The 19,076-nt window shown below is 65.2% G+C and carries 18 protein-coding genes; 6 read left to right on the top strand and 12 right to left on the bottom strand.

The annotated features are described in order from the left end of the window. Window positions 1-194 precede the first annotated feature (194 nt). The 6 genes from QRN53_RS15870 to QRN53_RS15845 all read right to left on the bottom strand — a co-directional run bounded on the left by QRN53_RS15870 (window position 195) and on the right by QRN53_RS15845 (window position 6,084). A complete protein-coding gene (locus QRN53_RS15870; protein WP_285244801.1) occupies window positions 195-1,307 on the bottom strand; it encodes a BMP family lipoprotein in 1,113 nt (370 codons plus the stop codon). A gap of 261 nt (window positions 1,308-1,568) precedes the next feature. Continuing rightward, entirely contained in the window at window positions 1,569-2,585 is a 1,017-nt protein-coding gene (locus QRN53_RS15865; RefSeq protein WP_285244800.1) for an NADP-dependent oxidoreductase, read from the bottom strand. Further along, entirely contained in the window at window positions 2,582-3,013 is a 432-nt protein-coding gene (locus QRN53_RS15860) for an organic hydroperoxide resistance protein (RefSeq protein ID WP_285244799.1), read from the bottom strand. The genes QRN53_RS15865 and QRN53_RS15860 overlap by 4 nt, the downstream gene beginning before the upstream one ends. A 46-nt stretch (window positions 3,014-3,059) precedes the next feature. Next, a complete protein-coding gene (locus QRN53_RS15855; protein WP_285244798.1) occupies window positions 3,060-3,494 on the bottom strand; it encodes a MarR family winged helix-turn-helix transcriptional regulator in 435 nt (144 codons plus the stop codon). A gap of 139 nt (window positions 3,495-3,633) precedes the next feature. Then, window positions 3,634-4,851, bottom strand: a complete 1,218-nt coding sequence (locus QRN53_RS15850) for an amidohydrolase (RefSeq protein WP_285244797.1) — start codon at window positions 4,849-4,851, stop codon at window positions 3,634-3,636. A gap of 99 nt (window positions 4,852-4,950) precedes the next feature. Further along, window positions 4,951-6,084, bottom strand: coding sequence for a mannose-1-phosphate guanylyltransferase (locus QRN53_RS15845; protein ID WP_285244796.1), 1,134 nt, complete (start codon window positions 6,082-6,084; stop codon window positions 4,951-4,953). 282 nt (window positions 6,085-6,366) lie between these two features. On the opposite strand from QRN53_RS15845, the gene sdhC reads away from it, so the two are divergent. From sdhC to QRN53_RS15820, 5 genes are all read left to right on the top strand, one after another. Continuing rightward, the gene (gene sdhC / locus QRN53_RS15840; RefSeq protein ID WP_285244795.1) at window positions 6,367-6,747 is read left to right on the top strand and encodes a succinate dehydrogenase, cytochrome b556 subunit; all 381 of its coding nucleotides are present in this window, start codon (window positions 6,367-6,369) and stop codon (window positions 6,745-6,747) included. A 3-nt stretch (window positions 6,748-6,750) separates the two neighbouring features. Further along, on the top strand, window positions 6,751-7,212 hold the full coding sequence (locus QRN53_RS15835) for a succinate dehydrogenase hydrophobic membrane anchor subunit (protein ID WP_285244794.1): 462 nt from the start codon (window positions 6,751-6,753) through the stop codon (window positions 7,210-7,212). A gap of 108 nt (window positions 7,213-7,320) precedes the next feature. Continuing rightward, the gene (sdhA, locus tag QRN53_RS15830; protein WP_285244793.1) at window positions 7,321-9,120 is read left to right on the top strand and encodes a succinate dehydrogenase flavoprotein subunit; all 1,800 of its coding nucleotides are present in this window, start codon (window positions 7,321-7,323) and stop codon (window positions 9,118-9,120) included. Between the two features lies 1 nt (window position 9,121). Then, on the top strand, window positions 9,122-9,904 hold the full coding sequence (locus QRN53_RS15825) for a succinate dehydrogenase iron-sulfur subunit (RefSeq protein WP_018761929.1): 783 nt from the start codon (window positions 9,122-9,124) through the stop codon (window positions 9,902-9,904). 171 nt (window positions 9,905-10,075) lie between these two features. Further along, entirely contained in the window at window positions 10,076-10,840 is a 765-nt protein-coding gene (locus QRN53_RS15820; RefSeq protein ID WP_285244792.1) for an alpha/beta hydrolase family protein, read from the top strand. A gap of 35 nt (window positions 10,841-10,875) precedes the next feature. Here QRN53_RS15820 and QRN53_RS15815 read toward each other — a convergent pair whose 3' ends face one another. Further along, on the bottom strand, window positions 10,876-12,177 hold the full coding sequence (locus tag QRN53_RS15815; protein ID WP_285244791.1) for an ABC transporter substrate-binding protein: 1,302 nt from the start codon (window positions 12,175-12,177) through the stop codon (window positions 10,876-10,878). A 296-nt stretch (window positions 12,178-12,473) separates the two neighbouring features. On the opposite strand from QRN53_RS15815, the gene QRN53_RS15810 reads away from it, so the two are divergent. Continuing rightward, window positions 12,474-14,741 carry a hypothetical protein gene (locus QRN53_RS15810; RefSeq protein ID WP_285244790.1) on the top strand — a complete coding sequence of 756 codons (2,268 nt, stop codon included), beginning with the start codon at window positions 12,474-12,476 and terminating at the stop codon, window positions 14,739-14,741. A gap of 16 nt (window positions 14,742-14,757) precedes the next feature. On the opposite strand, the gene QRN53_RS15805 is transcribed toward QRN53_RS15810, so the two are convergent. The 5 genes from QRN53_RS15805 to QRN53_RS15785 form a co-directional block, all read right to left on the bottom strand. Continuing rightward, window positions 14,758-15,633, bottom strand: a complete 876-nt coding sequence (locus QRN53_RS15805) for a YihY/virulence factor BrkB family protein (protein WP_285244842.1) — start codon at window positions 15,631-15,633, stop codon at window positions 14,758-14,760. Between the two features lie 154 nt (window positions 15,634-15,787). Continuing rightward, window positions 15,788-16,492, bottom strand: a complete 705-nt coding sequence (locus QRN53_RS15800) for a 2'-5' RNA ligase family protein (protein ID WP_285244789.1) — start codon at window positions 16,490-16,492, stop codon at window positions 15,788-15,790. A 4-nt stretch (window positions 16,493-16,496) separates the two neighbouring features. After that, window positions 16,497-17,540 (bottom strand): tryptophan--tRNA ligase, encoded by a 1,044-nt coding sequence (trpS, locus tag QRN53_RS15795; RefSeq protein WP_285244788.1) that lies wholly within the window; start codon window positions 17,538-17,540, stop codon window positions 16,497-16,499. A gap of 18 nt (window positions 17,541-17,558) precedes the next feature. Beyond that, window positions 17,559-18,392 (bottom strand): exodeoxyribonuclease III, encoded by an 834-nt coding sequence (locus QRN53_RS15790; RefSeq protein WP_285244787.1) that lies wholly within the window; start codon window positions 18,390-18,392, stop codon window positions 17,559-17,561. Between the two features lie 10 nt (window positions 18,393-18,402). After that, the gene (locus QRN53_RS15785; protein WP_285244786.1) at window positions 18,403-18,966 is read right to left on the bottom strand and encodes a hypothetical protein; all 564 of its coding nucleotides are present in this window, start codon (window positions 18,964-18,966) and stop codon (window positions 18,403-18,405) included. Between the last annotated feature and the right edge of the window lie 110 nt (window positions 18,967-19,076).

The following is a 19,076-nucleotide window of genomic DNA, read 5'->3' as shown; positions in this document are numbered from 1 at the left end:
GCTTCGGCGCGCTGTCGGCGGCAAGGCAGCGGGTAGTCCCAGCCTAGTGTCACGGGTGGTTCCTGGGCAGGGCGGGCAGGCGCCAAAAAAGGCCGCCGGCAGGGCGCTGGCTGCCTTGCGGGGCCAGCAAAACAGAACGCGCTGCCCTCCGGCCGGGTGACGGCGGAAGGGCAGCGCGCCCCGCGGTGCGGTTGTTACTTGGTGGGGCTGGACTTCGACTCGACCTTGACGGTGCCGGAGATGATGTCCTTCTTGAGCTGGTCCAGTTCGCTCTTCAGGTCTGCCGGCACGGCGGAATCGAGATCGTGGAACGGAGCCAGGGCCACGCCGCCGTTTGCCAGGGTTCCGATGTAGGGCGAGGCGTCGAACTTGCCGTCCTTGTCGTCCTTGATGACCGTCTCCACAGCGGTGGCCATGGTCTTCTGGACGGAGGAGAGGATTACGGACTTGTAGTCCGGGGCCGTCAGGTAGCCATCGGAGTCAACCCAGATGAGCTTGGCATCCTTGCCCTTGGATTTGGCGTCGAGAATCGCGCTGCCCGCGCCGCTGCCGACGGGCCCCGCTACGGGAAGGACGATGTCCGCGCCCTGGTCAAGGAAGCCCTGGGTCAGGACCTTGCCCTTGTCCACCTGCTTGAAGTCGCCGACGAAGGTGCCGTCCTGCTTGTCCTTGTCCCAGCCGATGAGCTGGACGCTCTTGCCCTTCTTGTCGTTGTAGTACTTCACGCCATCGGCGAAGCCGTCCATGAAGATGGTGACGGTGGGGATGTTGATGCCGCCGAAGGTTGCGACCTTCCCGGTCTTGGAGGTGCCTGCTGCGAGGTAGCCGGCCAGGAAGGCCGCCTGGGCCGTGTCATAGACGATCGGCTTGACGTTCTTGGGGAACGTGGGGTCGTTGTAGTCGATGATGGCGAAGTGGCTGTTGGGGTTTGCCGTCGCGATGGACTTGGTGGCGTCGCCAAGCAGGAAGCCGACGGTCACGGTGAGCTTGCAGTCTTGCTGGACCATCGAGCGGAGGTTGGGGTCGTAGTCGGTGTCGGCCTTGGACTGGACGTGCTTTTCCTTGATGCCGAGGTCCTTGACAGCGCTCTGCAGTCCCTCGTAGCCGGACTGGTTGAACGACTTGTCGTCGAAGCCACCGGAGTCGGACACCATGCAGGCGGTGTAGTCCGATGCGGTCGCTGAACCGGAGGGGCCGGACGCGGACGGGGCGGCTCCGCAACCGGTGAGCAGCAAGGCGGACGCACCGAGGGTGGCCACACCGGCCATTGAACCGCGCTTGAAGCCGGCACGCAGTGATTTCTTCAATTTTCCTCCAGGGATGATGCGAGTGGCACTACGGGCGGAATTCAATGAGTGTCCGTTTCGGCGCTGAAATTCTGTTTTCACTGAAGGCACGCAGCACTGCGCCGGAGCGCACTGATGGCAATCACTTTAGTGGCCTGCGCCACGTCCCCATAGCACGGCAGGAGCCGACCCCGGATATTGTTTACAAGTTGTTACCAAGCAGTAGGGGCGCCTCCAAAAGGAGGCGCCCCTACTGCTTGGTTCTGTGGTTATAACTGCCCGCTACAGCCGGACCAGCATCTTTCCGGTGTTCGCACCGTCCAGGAGATCCATGAAGGCCTGCGGCGCGTTCTCCAGTCCGTCCACGATCGTCTCGTCGTAGCGCACGGTGCCATCAGCCAGCCAGCCGGCCATCTTCTCCGAGAACTCCGCCGCGTGCTGCCGCTGCCCGCCCACCAGGAAGCCGCGGAGCGTCAATTGCTTGCCGATGGCCTGCATCAGGTTGTGGGGTGCCGGGGTGGGTTCGGTGGAGTTGTACTGCGCGATGGCACCGCACATTGCCACCCGGCCGCCAACGTTGAGGACTGACAGGGCGGCCTCGAGGTGTTCACCGCCGACGTTGTCGAAGTAGACGTCGATGCCGGCGGGGCCGGCGGCCTTCTGCAGCTGCTCCACCACGGGACCATCGTGGTAGTCGAAGGCTGCGTCAAAGCCAAGTTCGAGGAGCCGCGCTACTTTGGCGGGCGAACCGGCGGAGCCGATCACACGGGGCGCGCCCATGGCCTTGGCGATCTGGCCCACCAGGGAGCCCACGGCACCGGCGGCACCGGAGACGAACACGGCGTCGCCCGGCTTGAATTCGGCGACCTTCAAGAGGCCGGAGTAAGCGGTCAGGCCGGTCATGCCCAGGGCGCCAAGGAAGGCGGAGGCCGGGGCCAGGTCCGTGCGGGCCGGGGTGGCGGCAGCGCCGTCAACCACGGCGTACTCCCGCCAGCCGAGGGAATGCACGACGACGTCGCCCTCCTTGTGTGCCGACGAACGGGACGCGATCACCTCGCCGGCCGCACCGCCGTCGAGCGCCTTGCCCACGGCGAAGGGCGCGGAATAGGACTTCACGTCATTCATCCGGCCCCGCATGTAGGGGTCAACCGACATGAAGAGGTTCCGGACCAGGATCTGGCCGTCCTCAAGGGCGGGCAGCGGGGACTCGGCAAGCTCGAAGTTGTCGCTTGAGGGACGGCCTACCGGGCGCGAGGCCAGCCGGATTTCACGGGTGCTGGTGGCAAGTGCTGTGCTCATGCTGCATACTCCAAAATCTTGATGTCAACGGTGATGTTGCCGCGGGTGGCGTTCGAGTAGGGGCACACTTCATGCGCCTTGGCTACCAGTTCCTCGGCGGTGGAAAGGTCCAGCGCCGGCAGGGCGATTTCCAGTTCGGCGGCAAGCCCGAAGCCTGTTCCGCCGTCCAGCTGGCCGAGGTGTACTTTCGCCGCCACGGCCGAATCGGTAAGGTCGGCGCCTGCCTTGCGGCCCACCAGGCGCAGTGCGGAATGGAAGCAGGCGGCGTACCCGGCGGCGAAAAGCTGTTCCGGGTTGGTGCCGAGGCCGCTGCCGCCCAGCTCCACGGGGCTGGCGAGGTCAACGGCCAGTTTGCCGTCGTTGCTGCGTGCGGCGCCGTCACGGCCTTCACCCGAGGCAAGCGCCTCAGCGGTATAGAGAGTCTTCACGAAAAGATGTCCGTCCTGTAGATGGGGTGGTGCAGTGTGCCGCCGCTCAGAGCGACTGGTGCAGTGCGGCCGTGAGCTTGCCCAGGGTGGTCCGCAGCTGCTCAAGCTCGTCCAGGGAGAGCCCTGCGGCGTCAGCCAGCCGCTGCGGAATGGCCCGGGCCGGGCCGCTGAGGTCGCGCCCTGCCGGCGTCAGATGGATTGCCACGCGGCGTTCATCCTCGCCGGACCGCCGGCGTTCCACGAAGCCCAGTGCTTCCAGCCGCTTGAGGAGGGGCGAGAGAGTCCCCGAGTCCAGTCCGAGTTCCCCGCCCAGTTCCTTGACGCCGCGGGGCTCGTTTTCCCACAACACCAGCATCACCAGGTACTGCGGGTAGGTGAGCCCCAGCTGTTCAAGGACCGGGCGGTAGACGGCGGTGGCGGCCCGGGAGGCCGAGTACAGCGCAAAACATACTTGCCGGTCCAGGCGGGGTGCTTCGGTCATGACATAAACATAGCCCACAATTCAATTGTGCACAACTTAACCGGGCCGGAAAGGTCACCCGCTGACGTCTTCGTGATCCTGCAGCACCGCCGGCCGCGGCCGGGCGCCACCGCACTGGCAATGACTGCCCGCCGGGCGGCTACAGCGTGGTTGGCTGCTCGAGGTCCCTGATGGTCCTCAGCGCTGCTGCCGTGAGGACCCGGATACCCAGCCCGAGGGAGCGTTCGTCCAGGATGTAATCGCCGCGGTGGAGGTCGTAATCCTCGCCGCCGGGCGTCTTGGTGCCCAGGCGCATCATGGCGCCGGGAAGTTCCGCAAGGAACCAGGCGAAGTCCTCGCCGCCCATGGATTGCGGGGTCAGCACCACGGCACTCTCGCCGATCTCCGCCCGCGCGGCCGCCTCGATGATGGCCGTTTCATGCTCGGAGTTCACCACTGGCGGCACTCCCCTGGTGTGCTCAATGTGGACGTCCACTCCGTACGGCGCCGCCACCTGGTGGACCACTTCGTCGAGGAGTTCGCCGGCAGCGTGCCAGGCGTCGCGGTCAAGGCAGCGCATGGTTCCGGCCATGTACCCCGAGCCGGGGATGGCGTTGGGCGCCGATCCCGCGGTGATCTGGCCCCACACCACGGATACACCGCTGCGGACATCCACCCGGCGGGACAGGACGGCCGGCACGTTGACGGCGATCTGGGCCAGCGCGAAGACAAGGTCCTCGGTGAGGTGCGGGCGCGACGTGTGGCCGCCGCGGCCGGAAAGTTCAATCCGGATAGTGTCCGAGGCCGAGGTGATGGCGCCGATCCGGGTTCCGACTTTACCCACCTCAATGCGGGGGTCGCAGTGCAACGCGAGGATCCGCGGGACCCCTTCCAGGACTCCCTGCTCGATGCACGCGTGTGCTCCGCCGGGCATCGTTTCCTCGGCGGGCTGGAAAATTATCCGCACCGTTGCGCCAAGGGGCGACTCCTGGTGCATCCGCTGCAACACCAAGGCAATACCCAGCATGGTGGTGGTGTGAACGTCGTGGCCGCAGGCGTGGGTGACGCCGTGGTTCCTGGACGCAAACGCCAGGCCGGTCTCCTCGATAATGGGGAGGGCATCGATGTCACCGCGGAGAGCGGTGGCAATAGGGCCGTCCCCGACATCCACGGTCAGGCCGGTTCCTTCGAGCCGGCGCGGGCTCAGCCCGGCGGCTTCGAGCCGCTCCGCAAGTTTGTCGGTGGTGCGGAACTCCTTGAAGGACAGTTCCGGGTGCGCATGCAGGTCCCGCCGGAATTCGATCAGTTCCGGCAGGAGCGGTTCAAGCCACGGAGCCACCAGGGCGGTGGGCTCGGCTTCAGTAGTGTAATTGCGCACTGTTTTACTCTAGCGATCGCGGCCCCGATAAGGGCCATTCACTGACGCCCCGTTACAACGTGAACCTGCCGCCGCCCGATGCGCCGGCAGGTTCAGCGATCACAGGACGTCAGTGTCGCCGCTGGCTTTGAGGGCATCGACCGCTGCCTTGACCCGCTGGGAATTGGCCATGGTGGTGACCAGCAGAGCGTCGGGCGTGTCCACGATGACAACATCCTGGATGCCGATCAGGGCGATGACGCGCTTGGTGTCCGTGACCACCACGCCGCTTGAGTTCTCCGTGAAGACCCGCGCGCCTTCGCCCAGGACGGTGACGTCGTCCACTTCCTTGGCGCTGTTAAGGCGGCCCACCGAGGCGAAGTCTCCAACGTCGTCCCAGCGGAAGGACCCGGGCACGACGGCGACGTCCCCGGCTTCAGCGGCGGGCTCGGCCACCGCGTAGTCGATGGCGATCTTGGGCAGGGTGGGCCATACCCGGGCCGTCACCTCGTCCCGCTCGGGGGTGTCCCAGGCCCGGGCGATTTCCTGCAGGCCCTTGAACAACTCCGGCTGGTTGGCTTCAAGGTGCTTGAGCATCAGTGCCACCGGTGCCACGAACATACCGGCATTCCACACATAGTCACCGCTGTCGACGTACTGCTGGGCCACCACTTCGTCGGGCTTTTCGACAAACTCCACCACGTCTTGGGCGCTGGGCGCTCCGTCGATGTGGAGGGCCTTGCCGGAGCGGATGTAGCCGAACCCGGTTGACGGGTGCGTGGGCTTAATGCCGATCGTTACGATCTTGCCGGCGGCGGCGGTGTGGATTGCCTCCCGGACGGCTTCCTGGAACAGGTGGTCCGGACTGATCACCTGGTCTGCGGCGAACGATCCCATGATGGTGTCGGGGTCGCGCTCGTGCAGGATGGCGGCGGCGAGGCCGATCGCCGCGGCGGAATCCTTGGGCTCCGACTCCAGGACCAGGTCCGCGTCCTGGACCTCGGGAAGCTGGCGGCACACGGCGTCGCGGTGCGCCTTGCCGGTGACCACCAGCACCCGGCTGCCCGCGAGCGGGTGCAGCCGGTCGTAGGTGGCGCGCAACAAGGTGCTGCCCGATCCGGTGAGATCGTGAAGGAACTTGGGAGCTGCTGCTCGTGACAGGGGCCAGAGGCGGGTCCCCACTCCGCCTGCCGGTATCACCGCAATGAAGCGCTCAAGGGGTGAGGCCGGGCTTGTCACTTTGTCTGTACTCATCACGGCTACTTTAGCTGACAGGCCGCCGCCGCCGGCTGCAGCCTGTCACAGGACGTCCACCGCTGCGCTCCCTCATCGCCGGGCCCAAAACACCGCATCCGTGTGGCGTTCGTCTCATTCCCGCCGAAAAACCGCTCCAGTACGGGCCTCCAAGAAACTCCTAAATTGAATAAGCTGTAAGCGAAGCCTAGATTTAGGCCTGAGCTACGAGTGCTCTCGCAGCAGGCGTTCCCCCCGCATGGATCTCATGCCAGCGCCGCTGTGTTGCAGGGAGGTTTATCAGTGCCGACAAAACCAGCTGGCACCTTGTACCGCGGCCGTGAAGGCATGTGGTCCTGGGTAGGACACCGCATTACCGGTGTAGTGATCTTTTTCTTCTTGTTGGTCCACGTCCTGGACACCTCCTTGGTGCGTGTGTCGCCAGAGGCCTACACCGCAGTGATCGGCGCCTACAAGAACCCGCTGATGGCGCTGGGCGAGACGGGCCTGGTCGCCGCCATCGTCTTCCACGCCTTCAACGGCCTGCGGATCATCGCGGTCGACTTCTGGAAGAAGGGCGCCAAGTACCAGCGGCAGATGCTCTGGGCCGTCCTGGCCCTCTGGATCGTGACGATACTTGCGTTCTCCATCCGCCACCTGTCCCTCGCCCTCGGAGGTCACTAAGCCATGACTGCAACCATCGAGAGCCCCCGCAGCGGTCGGGTCGCTCCCCAGTACCGCCGCAACGGCGGTTCGCGCGGCAACTTCGAGATGATCGCCTGGCTGTTCATGCGTCTCTCCGGCGTGGTGCTGGTGGTCCTTATCTTCGGGCACCTGTTCGTGAACCTCATGGTGGGCGAAGGCATCCATGCCATCGACTTCGGATTCGTGGCCGGCAAGTGGGCGGATCCGTTCTGGCAGTTCTGGGACCTGGCCATGCTCTGGCTGGCCATGCTGCACGGCACCAACGGTGTGCGGACCATCATTAACGACTACGCCGAAAAGACGGGGACCCGCCGCTGGCTGAAGACCGTTCTGTACGCGGCTGCCGTGGTCATCATCCTCCTGGGCACGATGGTGATCTTCACCTTCAACCCGTGCCCCGTGGTGGACGGTGTGGCTCTTCCGGGCGGATTCTGCCCTGCCTAGTTCAGGCACAACCCCGGGCCCGCGGGCTTACCCGCGGGCCTTGTTTTGCGGAGCAGGCGAAGCCGCCCCGTTGTTTGATAGCGAATTTTGAGAGAAAGAGCGTCTGGTATGCAGGTCCATAAGTACGACGTCGTCATCGTCGGTGCCGGTGGCGCTGGCATGCGCGCCGCGATCGAGTCCGGTCAGCGCGCGCGCACAGCAGTACTGACCAAGCTCTACCCCACCCGCTCGCACACGGGTGCGGCCCAGGGTGGCATGTGTGCAGCCCTTGCCAATGTCGAGGAAGACAACTGGGAATGGCACACGTTCGACACCGTCAAGGGCGGCGACTACCTGGTTGACCAGGACGCTGCCGAGGTCATGGCCAAAGAAGCCATCGACGCCGTGCTGGACCTCGAGAAGATGGGCCTGCCCTTCAACCGCACGCCCGAGGGACGCATCGACCAGCGCCGCTTCGGTGGCCACACCCGCGACCACGGCAAGGCTCCTGTCCGCCGTGCCTGCTACGCCGCAGACCGCACCGGCCACATGATCCTGCAGACCCTGTACCAAAACTGCGTCAAGCACAACGTTGAGTTCTACAACGAGTACTACGTCCTGGACCTGCTGACGGTGGAAGAGGATGCTGTCCGCGAAGACGGCACACCCTTCAAGCAGAAGCGCGTGGCCGGCGTCGTCTCCTACGACCTCGCCTCCGGCGAACTGCACGTCTTCCAGGCAAAGTCCGTGGTGTTCGCATCCGGCGGCGCCGGCAAGGTCTTCAAGACCACCTCGAACGCACACACCCTCACGGGCGACGGCATGGGCATCGCGTTCCGACGCGGCATCCCGCTGGAGGACATGGAATTCTTCCAGTTCCACCCGACCGGCCTTGCCGGCCTGGGCATCCTGCTCTCGGAAGCTGCCCGCGGTGAAGGCGCCATCCTCCGCAACTCCGAGGGTGAGCGCTTCATGGAGCGCTACGCCCCCACCATCAAGGACCTGGCACCCCGTGACATCGTGGCCCGCTCCATGGCCAACGAAGTCCGTGAAGGGCGCGGCTGCGGTCCGAACAAGGACTACGTCCTCCTGGACCTGACCCACCTGGAACCGGCACACATCGACGCCAAGCTCCCGGACATCACCGAGTTCGCCCGCACCTACCTGGGCGTGGAACCGTACACGGAGCCGGTGCCGGTGTTCCCCACCGCCCACTACGCCATGGGCGGCATCCCCACCAACATCACCACCGAGGTCCTGCAGGACAACGACACCGTGATCCCGGGCCTGTACGCCGCCGGTGAGGTTGCCTGCGTGTCCGTTCACGGTTCCAACCGCCTGGGCACCAACTCCCTGCTGGACATCAACGTGTTCGGCAAGCGTGCCGGCGTTGCGGCTGCAGAGTACGCCAAGACCGCCGATTTCGTGGAACTGCCGGAGAACCCGCTGGCTTACACCACGGAACTGCTGGACATTGCCCGCAACGGCACCGGCGACGAAAAGGTGGCCCAGATCCGCAAGGAACTGCAGGACACCATGGACGCCAACATGCAGGTGTTCCGCACGGCCGACACCCTGAACCAGGTCCTGCGCGACATCGCCTCCTTCGAGGAGCGGTACAAGCGCATCAACGTCCAGGACAAAGGCAAGCGCTTCAACCTGGACCTGCTCGAGGCCGTTGAGCTTGGCTTCCTGCTGGAACTGGCCAAGGTCATGACCGTGGCTGCCCTGCACCGCGAGGAATCCCGCGGCGGGCACTTCCGCGAGGACTTCCCCGAGCGTGACGACGAGAAATTCATGAAGCACTCCATGGCGTATAAGGATGACCATGCGCCGGCCGACGGATCGGCGGAATCAATCGCCGGCATCCGCCTCGCCACCAAGCCGGTCGTCTTTACCCGCTACGAGCCGATGGTGAGGAAGTACTAAGATGACCGCTGAAATCGCTGAGCCAGCCTCAAAGGTTGAACTGCCCGCCGGCGTTGGCGGGGGCGGGGAAATCCCCACGTTCGATGTCCACCTGCGGGTCCGCCGGTACAACCCGGAGGTTTCGGAGGAAGCCACCTGGGATGACTTCCACCTCACCATGTACGGCACGGACCGCGTCCTGGACGCCTTGCACAAGGTGAAGTGGGAGACGGACGGAACCCTTTCCTTCCGTCGTTCCTGCGCCCACGGGGTGTGCGGCTCCGATGCCATGCGCATCAACGGCCGCAACCGCCTCGCGTGCAAGACCCTCTTGAAGGACCTGGACACGTCCAAGCCCATCACGGTGGAGCCCATCAAGGGCCTCCCGGTGGAGAAGGACCTGATCGTGGACATGGAACCGTTCTTCCAGTCGTACCGCGAAGTCATGCCCTTCCTGATCAACAAGGGCCACGAGCCCACCCGGGAGCGCCTGCAGTCCGCCGAGGACCGTGAACGCTTCGACGACACCACCAAGTGCATCCTGTGTGCTGCGTGCACGTCCTCCTGCCCGGTGTTTTGGACGGACGGGCAGTACTTCGGCCCCGCCGCGATCGTCAACGCACACCGCTTCATCTTCGATTCCCGTGATGACGCCGGCGACATGCGCCTGGAGATCCTTAACGACAAGGAAGGCGTGTGGCGCTGCCGCACCACCTTCAACTGCTCTGAGGCCTGCCCCCGCGGCATCCAGGTCACGCAGGCCATCGCAGAGGTCAAGCAGGCCATCCTCGCCCGCAAGATCTAGGCACCCACCTCAGGCATAACGGTCGACGGCGTCACCCACCACACGTGGTGGAGGGCGCCGTCGTTCGTTTCCGCGCAAAACCCCGGATGCCCCATCATCCTTGATCCCCAAGCCGGGGCTTTAGGGATCAAAGATAATAGAGCAGGCCGTCCGTCCGCAGAAAGGCTCCCCTTGTCCCGCACCGAAAAAGTAACCTTTACAGGCTCGACCGGCGAGACGCTGTCCGGAATCATTGACGTCCCGGAGGGCCCCGTCAAGGGCTGGGGAGTGTTCTCGCACGGATTCACGCTGGGCAAGGACAGCCCCTCCGCGGCCCGGATGTGCAAGGCGCTGGCGGACAGCGGCATTGGCATGCTGCGGTTCGACAACCTTGGCCTGGGCGGCTCCGCCGGCGAATGGTCCGCAGGCTCGTTCAGCCACAAGGTGGCTGACACGGTGAAGGCCGCGGAGTTCATGCGTGCGGAAGGAAAGGAGATCTCGCTGTTGGTGGGGCATTCCTTTGGCGGTGCCGCCGTGTTGGCGGCCGCACGGGAGATTCCCGAACTCGACGCCGTGGCGACGGTCGGTGCGCCCTTCTCCCCCAAGCACGTGGCGCACGTTTTTGATACCGCGCTGGACAGGATCCTCAGCGAGGGCAGCGCGGAGGTGGACTTGGGCGGGAAGCGGGTGGAGATCCGCCGGCACTTCGTGGAGGACCTTGAGAACGCCGACCTGACTGACTGCATCCGGCAGCTGCACAAGCCGCTGATGGTGCTGCACTCCCCCACGGACAACACGGTAGGGATTGAGAACGCCAGCACGATCTTCCAGACCGCCCGCCACCCCCGCAATTTTGTTTCGCTCGAAGGAAGCGACCATCTGCTGACCGGAAAGGGCCAGGCCGCCCGCGCCGCACGAATCATTGCGGCCTGGGCCGACCAGTACCTGGACGCCTGAACCGCAGCACGTCCCAGGGCGCCCCGGCAGACCGGCTACTTGCCGATGGCGGCCTTGCTCTCGCTGATCCACTGCTCGGCCGCCTTGTCCGGCGCCAGTCGTTTGAACAAGACATCGGTATTGATCCGGGCAGTGATCTCGGAGACGGCGGTTGAGCCTGTGGGTCCGATGTAGGTAGGGGCGAAGTCCATCTTGCCGATCTGGTTGATGTAGTCGGCCTCCAGCTTGCCCTGCGGAGTCAGCATGTCCTGGATGGCGCTGCGCATGTCGGCGTTGCTGGGAACGCCCCTGTCGCTCTGGATGATTTTGGCCGCCGACTGGTCGTTGACCAGGAAGCTGATGAGCTTTGCCGCAGCGTCCGCATGCTTGCTGCGGGCCGAGATGGTGTAGAACTGCGAGGACTGGAGCCAGATCCCGGGCGTGGGCTTTTCCCCGGGGAGCTTGAGCAGCTTGAGGTCTGCGCCGGACGCCTTGCTGAGGGCGGACAAAGAGTTGCTCCAGGTCAGCATCATGCCCGCTTTGCCCATGCCCATGAGGGTTTGCTCGGTGCTGACGTTCAGCTTCTCGACGGACTCGGAGGCGCTGGGAGCCGCCCCGGTCTCGCTCAACCTCAGCGAGTAATCAAAGTAGTCCTGGACCGTTTCCTTGCCGAGCCCCAGCTGGCCGTCCTGGGTGTACAGCGATTCACCCCGCTGGCGGGCGAAAGCGTCCAGGGAGTCGTGGGTGAGCACTGTTGCGGTTCCGTAGGTTCCCTTGGGACTGTGTGCCGTGACGTCCGCCGCGACCTTCGCGAAGTCGTCCCAGCTCCAGGATCCGTCATCGGGCAGCGGCACTCCCGCTGCCGCGAACACTGCCGGATTGATGACGATAGCCAGGGCGTTGGCACCGGTGGACACCCCGTATTGCTTGCCCTTGACCTGGCCGTTTTCCAGTGCGCCCTGGTCCATCTTGGACAGATCCAGCGAGCCCTTCACCGTGGACAAATCCAGCAAGGCACCCCGGTTGGCGTACTCCGCCGGATAGGCGCCACCCATGGTGATCACGTCGGGAGCATCGGTGGCGGCTACCTGGGTGGCGAGCTTGTCGAAGTATCCGCCGATGTCACCGTACTCCGGCTTGACCTTGATGTTCGGGTTGGCCTTCTCGAATTCGGCGATGGCCTTGGTAGTCAGGTCCGCGCGGCCAGCGTTGCCCCACCAGGAAAACCGGATTTCAACCGGGCCGTCCTCGGCCTTAGTGGATGGGGTGCTGGAGCAGGCGGCGGTGAGACCCAGGAGCGCCACGGCCGTCATGATGGCAGTTGATTTACGAAGGCTTCGGATAACTTTTCGCGTCATTGGGCAAGCTTCTTCCGAGATAAGAAAGCGGTTTCGTGAAACGTATCAAAGGCCCGCTTGCGACGTCAAGAGCCCCCGATGGCGTCATTTTCAACTCAGCCGTTCCTGGCAGATAGGAGAGTTTTTGACACCCCGGAAGCAAGCAAGACGGTTGACAGTGGCACGCCGCAGCCTGAGGATAATGGATGGGAAAACGGTTTCTGTCGCGATGCCCCTCCCCTCCGGCAAGCTTCCCGGCCAAGACCTGCCACCAGCTACCATGCTTCAATCCACCCACCATCAGGAGGCCGCTCAGCGTGCACAGCCAAGGCATAGCCGTCCGCCCGGTTCCAGCCGATGCGCCGTCAGCCAGCACCGCCCCCATCGACAGGAAGGCCCTGGTCCGGCGGCACAATGTCAGCCAGCAAAGCCTGGACCCGCGAAGCCCGGTATCCGTGGGCAACGGCGAGTTTGCCTTCACGATGGACCTCACCGGCGTACAGACTTTTCCGGCCGAGTATCCGGTGGGCCCCCGCGATGATGCCCTCCCGCCGGGGACACTCCTCGGAACCCAGTCCCAGTGGGGCTGGCATTCGACCCCCACGGACGAACCCTACGGAATCGCCGGCTCTACCGTTGCCTACGATTCCCCCCGCGGACCGGTCCCGTACGTCGACATGGTGGGAGACATCGTCAACGACCGCGAGACCGGCACCTCGGCTGCCGAGACGTGGCTGCGGTCGAACCCGCACCGGCTGGACCTGGCCCGCATCGGGTTCATGCAGGCAGGAGGCCCAACCGAGCGGGCCATCAGCAAAACAGACCTGGCCGGCACCGGACAGACGCTCGACCTGTGGACCGGTACCGTGCACAGCGCCTTCACCCTGGGCGGCGTGCCGGTCAACGTCATCACCGCATGCCATCCGGGGCGCGATGAACTGGGCCTCCAGGTGCAATCACCTGCCCTCCACGACGGGCTGGTGATCTGTGTCGATTTCCCTTACGGGTCCGAGGCCTGGCACAACGCCGCGGACTGGAGCCGCCCGGAGGCCCACACCACGATTCTCGGGGCGGCGGTCCCGTCAGGGATCCATCCCGGATGGACGACGTGGACCGTTCACCGCGTCCTGGACAACTCCCGGTACCAGGTGGTGGTCTCCGGCCGCGGGCTCGTCGTGGAACAAACGGGCAGGCACCGCATCCGGATCAGCGCACTCCCCGGGGGCCCCGCTGTGCTGGATATGGCAGTGGCCTTCCTCCCGGCCGGGGACGGTGACTGCATCCCGATGGCCGGGGACGATGCTTTCCAGGGGGCCGGGCTGCCGGACGGAAGCGCAAAGGCTTGTGCCGGCGTCGACCCCTCCCCGGGAACCAACGCCCCTGGCAGCAGCATCGCCGCTGCTGCGGCTGCCCATTGGGAAAAGTTTTGGGCCACGGGCGGGGCCTTGGAACTGGATGCGACGGCGGACCCGCGGGCCAAGGAGCTTGAGCGCCGCATTGTCCTCTCCCAGTACCTGACGGCCGTCAACTGCGCCGGTTCCCTACCGCCCCAGGAAACAGGACTTGTCTGCAATTCGTGGCGCGGACGGTTCCATCTGGAGATGCACTGGTGGCATGCCGCGCACTTCGCCCTGTGGGGCCGCACCGAACTCCTCCTGCCCTCGCTGCGGTGGTACGCCACGGTCCTGGAGACATCGCGGCGGACTGCGGGAGCACAAGGGTTCGACGGCGCCCGCTGGCCCAAGCAGGTGGGCCCGGACGGGCGGGAGAGCCCCAGTCCGATCGGCACCTTCCTGATCTGGCAACAGCCGCACCCCATCTACCTGGCGGAGCTCGCCTACCGTGCCAATCCGTCCCGGGAGGTCCTTGAAGAGTTCGCGGAAATCGTGTTCGAGTCGGCCGCGTTCATGGCCAGCTTCGCCCACCCCACGGCGCGGGGATTCGAACTGGGGCCGCCCCTGATTCCGGCGCAGGAAAGCTACGGCCCCATCCGGGCCTCCGTTACGAATCCCACCTTTGAGCTGGCGTACTGGCAGTGGGGCCTCCGGACTGCCTCCGCGTGGCAGGAGCGGCTCGGCCTGGAACCTAAGGCGGGCTGGCGTGAGGTCGCCGGTGGACTCGTGCCGCCCCGGGTGATGGACGGCGCCTACGCCGCAATCGACGTGCAACCTTTCACCATCAGGACTGACCACCCGTCAATGCTGTGTGCACTGGGTGTCCTGCCGCGGACGGACCTCATTGACGAAGACATCATGCGGACAACCCTGGCAGATGTCCGGGCCGGGTGGGACTGGGACAGTACCTGGGGTTGGGACTACCCGGTCATGGCCATGGCCGCTGCACGCCTGGGTGATCCGGAAGCCGCCGTGGACGCCCTCCTGCAGGATGGGGGCAAAAACACGTTCTTGCCCAACGGTCACAACCGCCAAACCGATTCGCTGCCGCTGTACCTCCCCGGCAACGGCGGGCTCCTCGCCGCCACCGCATTGATGGCCGCCGGATGGGACAACGGCCCGGACCGGCGCTCCCCCGGTTTCCCGCCCGGTTGGACGGTGCGGTGGGAAGGACTGCTGCAGTCGCCCTAGCAGCCGGTTCGCCGGGTCAGGTCTGGGGTGTGGCGCGGCGGGCACCAAGGATCGTCTTGCGGGGCCTGCTGCCGGAGGCGAGATCGGCCTCGCGCACCGCTGACCATCCCGCGGACACGAGGTAGGCCTGGCTGACCAGGTTGAACCAGATGAGCAGGCCGATGATGATGGCGAACGGTGCCAGGATGGGGTTGCGGCTGGCACCGCCCAACAGTTCCGTGCTGAAGATCTGCAGGACGGTGGTGCCTACGGCGGCGAGGATGGTGCCCTCGAGCAGGGCTTGGCGGGAAAGCTTCAACCCGGCAGCCAACCGGAACATGATTATCGCCGTGACCCAGTTAAGGACCAGTGGCACCACGATCTTGACGGAGGTGGTCAGCGGGCCGGCCAGGGCATCGTTGAGGTGCAGGAAACCGGCCACCCATCCGGCGGCGGTGCCGAACACCAGCGATGCTCCCGCACTGATCACCAGGGCCACACCCAGCAGGAGCAGGGTCCCGGCGTCACGCAGCTTAAGGAGGATGGGATTGACCACCAGCGGAGGCAACTCGATAACGCCGCGCAGTCCGTCCCGCAGTCCGTTGATCCAGCCAAGCGAGGTGACCACGGTGACCACGGCGCTGATCACGGCGGTCCAGCCGAGTCCGCCCGGATCCAGCATGTCCTTGGGGTCCACCAGGCCGTCACCGCCGTTGATCTTCAACAGGCCCGGGGCGCTCCTGGCCACGCTGCTGATGATGGTGTCCAGCAATGCGGGCTGGCCGCGGAGCACCAGGCCGGCCACGGAAAAGCCGGTGGCGAGCAGGCCTGTGATGGAGAAGAACATGTTGAAGCCGATTCCTGCGCTCATCAGCGGCCCGTAGTGGAGGCCGTAATGCCTGAATGCCCGCATTGGCCGCAGGACGTTCAGCCGGGCAGTGAACCACTGCACCCAGGCCAGCAGGGCCGGAACCTTGCCGCCGGATCGGCGCGCCTTGTGCCAGTCGGTCCGCTTCTGGATGACGTCCAGCTTCAGCCTGGCGAATTCAGTAGGCAGGGGCTGCTGGTCAGCCGGCGTCCGTTGAGGTGTCCGAGGCGGCGTCCGTGAAGGGGGTGCCGGCGTCGTTGTTAGTTTCGGTCCCAAAATCCAGCTCTTCCCGTAGCTGCCAGATGCCGTCGGCATCATGCTCATAAAGTCCCATGCTAACCACGGGGAAGGTTGCCTTATAGTTCTTCAGTGCCGTTTCGGCCTCGTCCAGGCTTTCCGGGGGGACGTCATGGGCAATCGTGACGTGTGGATGGTAGGCGAACGGCAGCTCGCGGTGCAGGGGACCCCGCTGCAGCCTGCGGTGCAAATCCACGCAGTGCTCAAACCCGTCCTCCACCCTGATGAAGACAACGGGCGAGACGGGGCGGAACGTCCCCGTCCCGGCGATCGTCACCATGAATGGCCTCTGGCACCGGGCAACCTCGCGGACATGCCGGCGGGTTGCCTCCCAATCCTGGGTGGGCGTGGTGGTGATCAGGGTGATGTGCGCTGGAATCACTCCGGCCATCGGGTCACCGAATGACGCCCGCCAGCGCTGCAGCTCGGCGGCAATGTCGTCCGGGAAGCCCAGGATGACGCCCACGCTGACGCCGTCGGTGCGGGCCTCATCGCCGTCAACCACCGCATCCTGGCCCGACTGGTCTTCGTAACGGTTACCCAGGGTCCGCCCCGCCTGGCCGGCGGAGCACGCGCCTCCCCTGGCGGTAGCGTTTCTCGAAGACATGGCGCTAGCGGACTCCAGCGAGGCTGAGGGAGGGCAGGAAGCCCATGCGCTCGTACACCCGGGCGAGGGTGACCGATGCGATCTCGCGCGCCCGCTCGGCCCCCAGGGCCAGCAACCGGTCCAGCTCGGCGGGATCAGCCATGAGCTCGTTGGTGCGGTTGCGGATCGGGGTGATGAAGTCCACCACCACCTCGGCGAGGTCCACTTTGAGGTGGCCGTACATCTTCCCCTGGTATTCGGTTTCCAGGTCGGCAACCGATTTTCCGGTGAGGGCGGAATAGATGGTCAACAGGTTGGACACTCCGGGCTTTTCCTCGGTGTCAAAACGGATCTCCGTGCCGGCGTCCGTGACCGCGGACTTGATGCGCTTAGCCGCGATTTTGGGATCTTCCAACAGCTGGATGGCACCGTTGGGCGATTCTCCCGTCTTGGACATCTTGGCACTGGGGTTCTGGAGATCGTAGATCTTGGCGCTCTCCTTGACGATCGTGGCCTCGGGCACCGTAAACGTCTCGCCGAACCGCGTGTTGAAGCGCTGGGCCAGGTTACGGGTCAGCTCCAGGTGCTGGCGCTGGTCCTCGCCCACCGGCACCAGGTCGCTCTGGTAGAGCAGGATGTCCGCCGCCATCAGCGTGGGGTAGGCGAACAGGCCCAACGTGGCCGAATCTGCTCCGGACTTCTGGGTCTTGTCCTTGAACTGTGTCATGCGTGACGCCTCGCCGAAGCCGGTGATGCAGTTCAGCGCCCAGGCAAGCTGCGCGTGCTCGGGGACGTGGGACTGGACAAAGAAGATGCTCTTGTCCGGATCGATGCCGGCGGCGATGTACTGCGCCGCGACGATGCGGGTCCGTTTGGCGAGTTCTCCGGGCTCAAAGTCCACCGTGACGGCGTGCAGGTCCGGGACGAAGAAAACGGCGTCGTACTCCGCCTGCATATCCACCCAGTTGCGCACCGCCCCGATGTAGTTGCCCAGGTGCAGGGAATCGGCGGTGGGCTTGGCTCCGGAGAGGATGCGCTTCTTGGTGGTCTGGGAAGTCTGGCTGGTCATGGAAAAACCTTCGGGGGCTTAGAGCTGGTAGTCCACTACCAGCGGGGCGTGATCGGAGAAGCGGGTATCCCAGGAGGCTGCCCGGTCGACGACGGCGGATAAAGCGCCGGCTGCCAGTCCGGGGGTGGCCAGGTGGTAGTCGATACGCCAACCGGTGTCGTTGTCGAAGGCCTTTCCGCGCTGGGACCACCAGGTGTAAGGCCCGTGCATCTCGCCGGCCACGTTGCGGTGGACGTCATGCCAGCCGATTTCCTCGCCCAGGAACCGGTCGAAGTATTCGCGTTCCGCCGGCAGGAAACCGGCCTTCTTCACATTGCCCTTGGCGTTGCGGATATCGAACGGAGTGTGGGCGACGTTCAGGTCACCCACCACCAGGGCATGGTCGCTGTGCTTGGCCAGCTCCGGCAACCGGGTGATCATGGCATCCAGGAACCGGAATTTGTCATCCTGCTTGGGCGTACCCACCTCGCCGGAATGCACGTACGCACTGGCGACCGTGAGCTGGACGGGGTTGCCCGCGGCGTCCGGGAAGCGGAAGTCGGCCTCAACCCAGCGGCCGGCCGTGGCGAAATAGGCATCGCCAATTCCGTTCCTGGTGGAAAGGGGCTCCTGGCGGGACGCGATGGCGACCCCGGCACGGCCTTTTGCTTCCGCTTCGGCGTGCAGGATATGCCAGCCATCTCCCAGCAGCTGCCGAACGATACCGTCAGGGGCACGTACCTCCTGAAGGCACAGGATGTCCACCTCCCGCGGCTCGAGCCACGCCGCCATACCGTTCTTGAAGGCAGCCCGCAGGCCGTTCACGTTGACGGATGCGATGCGAAGGTGGTCCTTCTTCAATGCCGAGCTCACCCGCTCCACTCTAGTCGATGATGGTTCCGGCGACCGGTTCTCCGCTGCCGCCGGAGGACTTGATCATGTCCCTGGCGTTGGTGGCCGTGATCTCGATGGTCTCCAGTGCGCGGTTGATGGTGTCCTGGTTGGCGGCGGCTCCCTTGGCGCGCTCCTCTTCCACCACGCGGACCTGCACCTGGACGATTTTGAAAGAGTGGTCGAGCTTGAGGTCGCGTACTTCGTCCGATTCGGAGCGTTCGTATATCACGCGGGTTCCGCCGTGGTCGGCGGAACCGGGCGCCGGGGCGCGGCCGGTGGCCGTGTTGAAGGCGCTCTGTGCCTCGCTGAGCTTGGCTCCCGCCTTCCTGGCGGCCCGTTGGATGCTGAAGACCACGAACGCGGCCAGGGCCAGCCAGAAGCCGGCGATGATGGCTACAACCCAGCCCACGACGTCGTTCTTGTTTGCCGCAAAGAGGACGGCAACGATGAACGCCGTGACCAGGACCATCAGGCCCGGCCCGCTGATGCGGAACATCGAAAAGCCGCCCCTGGCGGGTTTGGAGGATGACGATGAGCTGCCCAAAGTTCGCATGCAGCCATTGTCTCAAATGGCGGGCAGTGCTCCGGCCGTCTTCCACCCCCGGCGAACAGGGGCACTCCCCCCGGAACAGGCTCCGGCGGCGCGCAAGTGGCAGGACGCCG

Source organism: Pseudarthrobacter sp. fls2-241-R2A-127, from assembly GCF_030209355.1.
GTDB lineage: Bacteria > Actinomycetota > Actinomycetes > Actinomycetales > Micrococcaceae > Arthrobacter.
This window is presented reverse-complemented; position numbering and strand designations above follow the sequence as displayed.

What these genes read in the sequence shown, in the direction of transcription:
- trpS (WP_285244788.1), bottom strand. Translation starts at nt 17,540, where the DNA reads ATGACCAGCCAGACTTCCCAGACCACCAAGAAGCGCATCCTCTCCGGA.
- QRN53_RS15865 (WP_285244800.1), bottom strand. Translation starts at nt 2,585, where the DNA reads ATGAGCACAGCACTTGCCACCAGCACCCGTGAAATCCGGCTGGCCTCG.
- QRN53_RS15845 (WP_285244796.1), bottom strand. Translation starts at nt 6,084, where the DNA reads ATGAGTACAGACAAAGTGACAAGCCCGGCCTCACCCCTTGAGCGCTTC.
- sdhA (WP_285244793.1), top strand. Translation starts at nt 7,321, where the DNA reads ATGCAGGTCCATAAGTACGACGTCGTCATCGTCGGTGCCGGTGGCGCT.
- QRN53_RS15805 (WP_285244842.1), bottom strand. Translation starts at nt 15,633, where the DNA reads ATGCGGGCATTCAGGCATTACGGCCTCCACTACGGGCCGCTGATGAGC.
- QRN53_RS15825 (WP_018761929.1), top strand. Translation starts at nt 9,122, where the DNA reads ATGACCGCTGAAATCGCTGAGCCAGCCTCAAAGGTTGAACTGCCCGCC.
- QRN53_RS15835 (WP_285244794.1), top strand. Translation starts at nt 6,751, where the DNA reads ATGACTGCAACCATCGAGAGCCCCCGCAGCGGTCGGGTCGCTCCCCAG.
- QRN53_RS15815 (WP_285244791.1), bottom strand. Translation starts at nt 12,177, where the DNA reads ATGACGCGAAAAGTTATCCGAAGCCTTCGTAAATCAACTGCCATCATG.
- QRN53_RS15785 (WP_285244786.1), bottom strand. Translation starts at nt 18,966, where the DNA reads ATGCGAACTTTGGGCAGCTCATCGTCATCCTCCAAACCCGCCAGGGGC.
- QRN53_RS15800 (WP_285244789.1), bottom strand. Translation starts at nt 16,492, where the DNA reads ATGTCTTCGAGAAACGCTACCGCCAGGGGAGGCGCGTGCTCCGCCGGC.
- QRN53_RS15855 (WP_285244798.1), bottom strand. Translation starts at nt 3,494, where the DNA reads ATGACCGAAGCACCCCGCCTGGACCGGCAAGTATGTTTTGCGCTGTAC.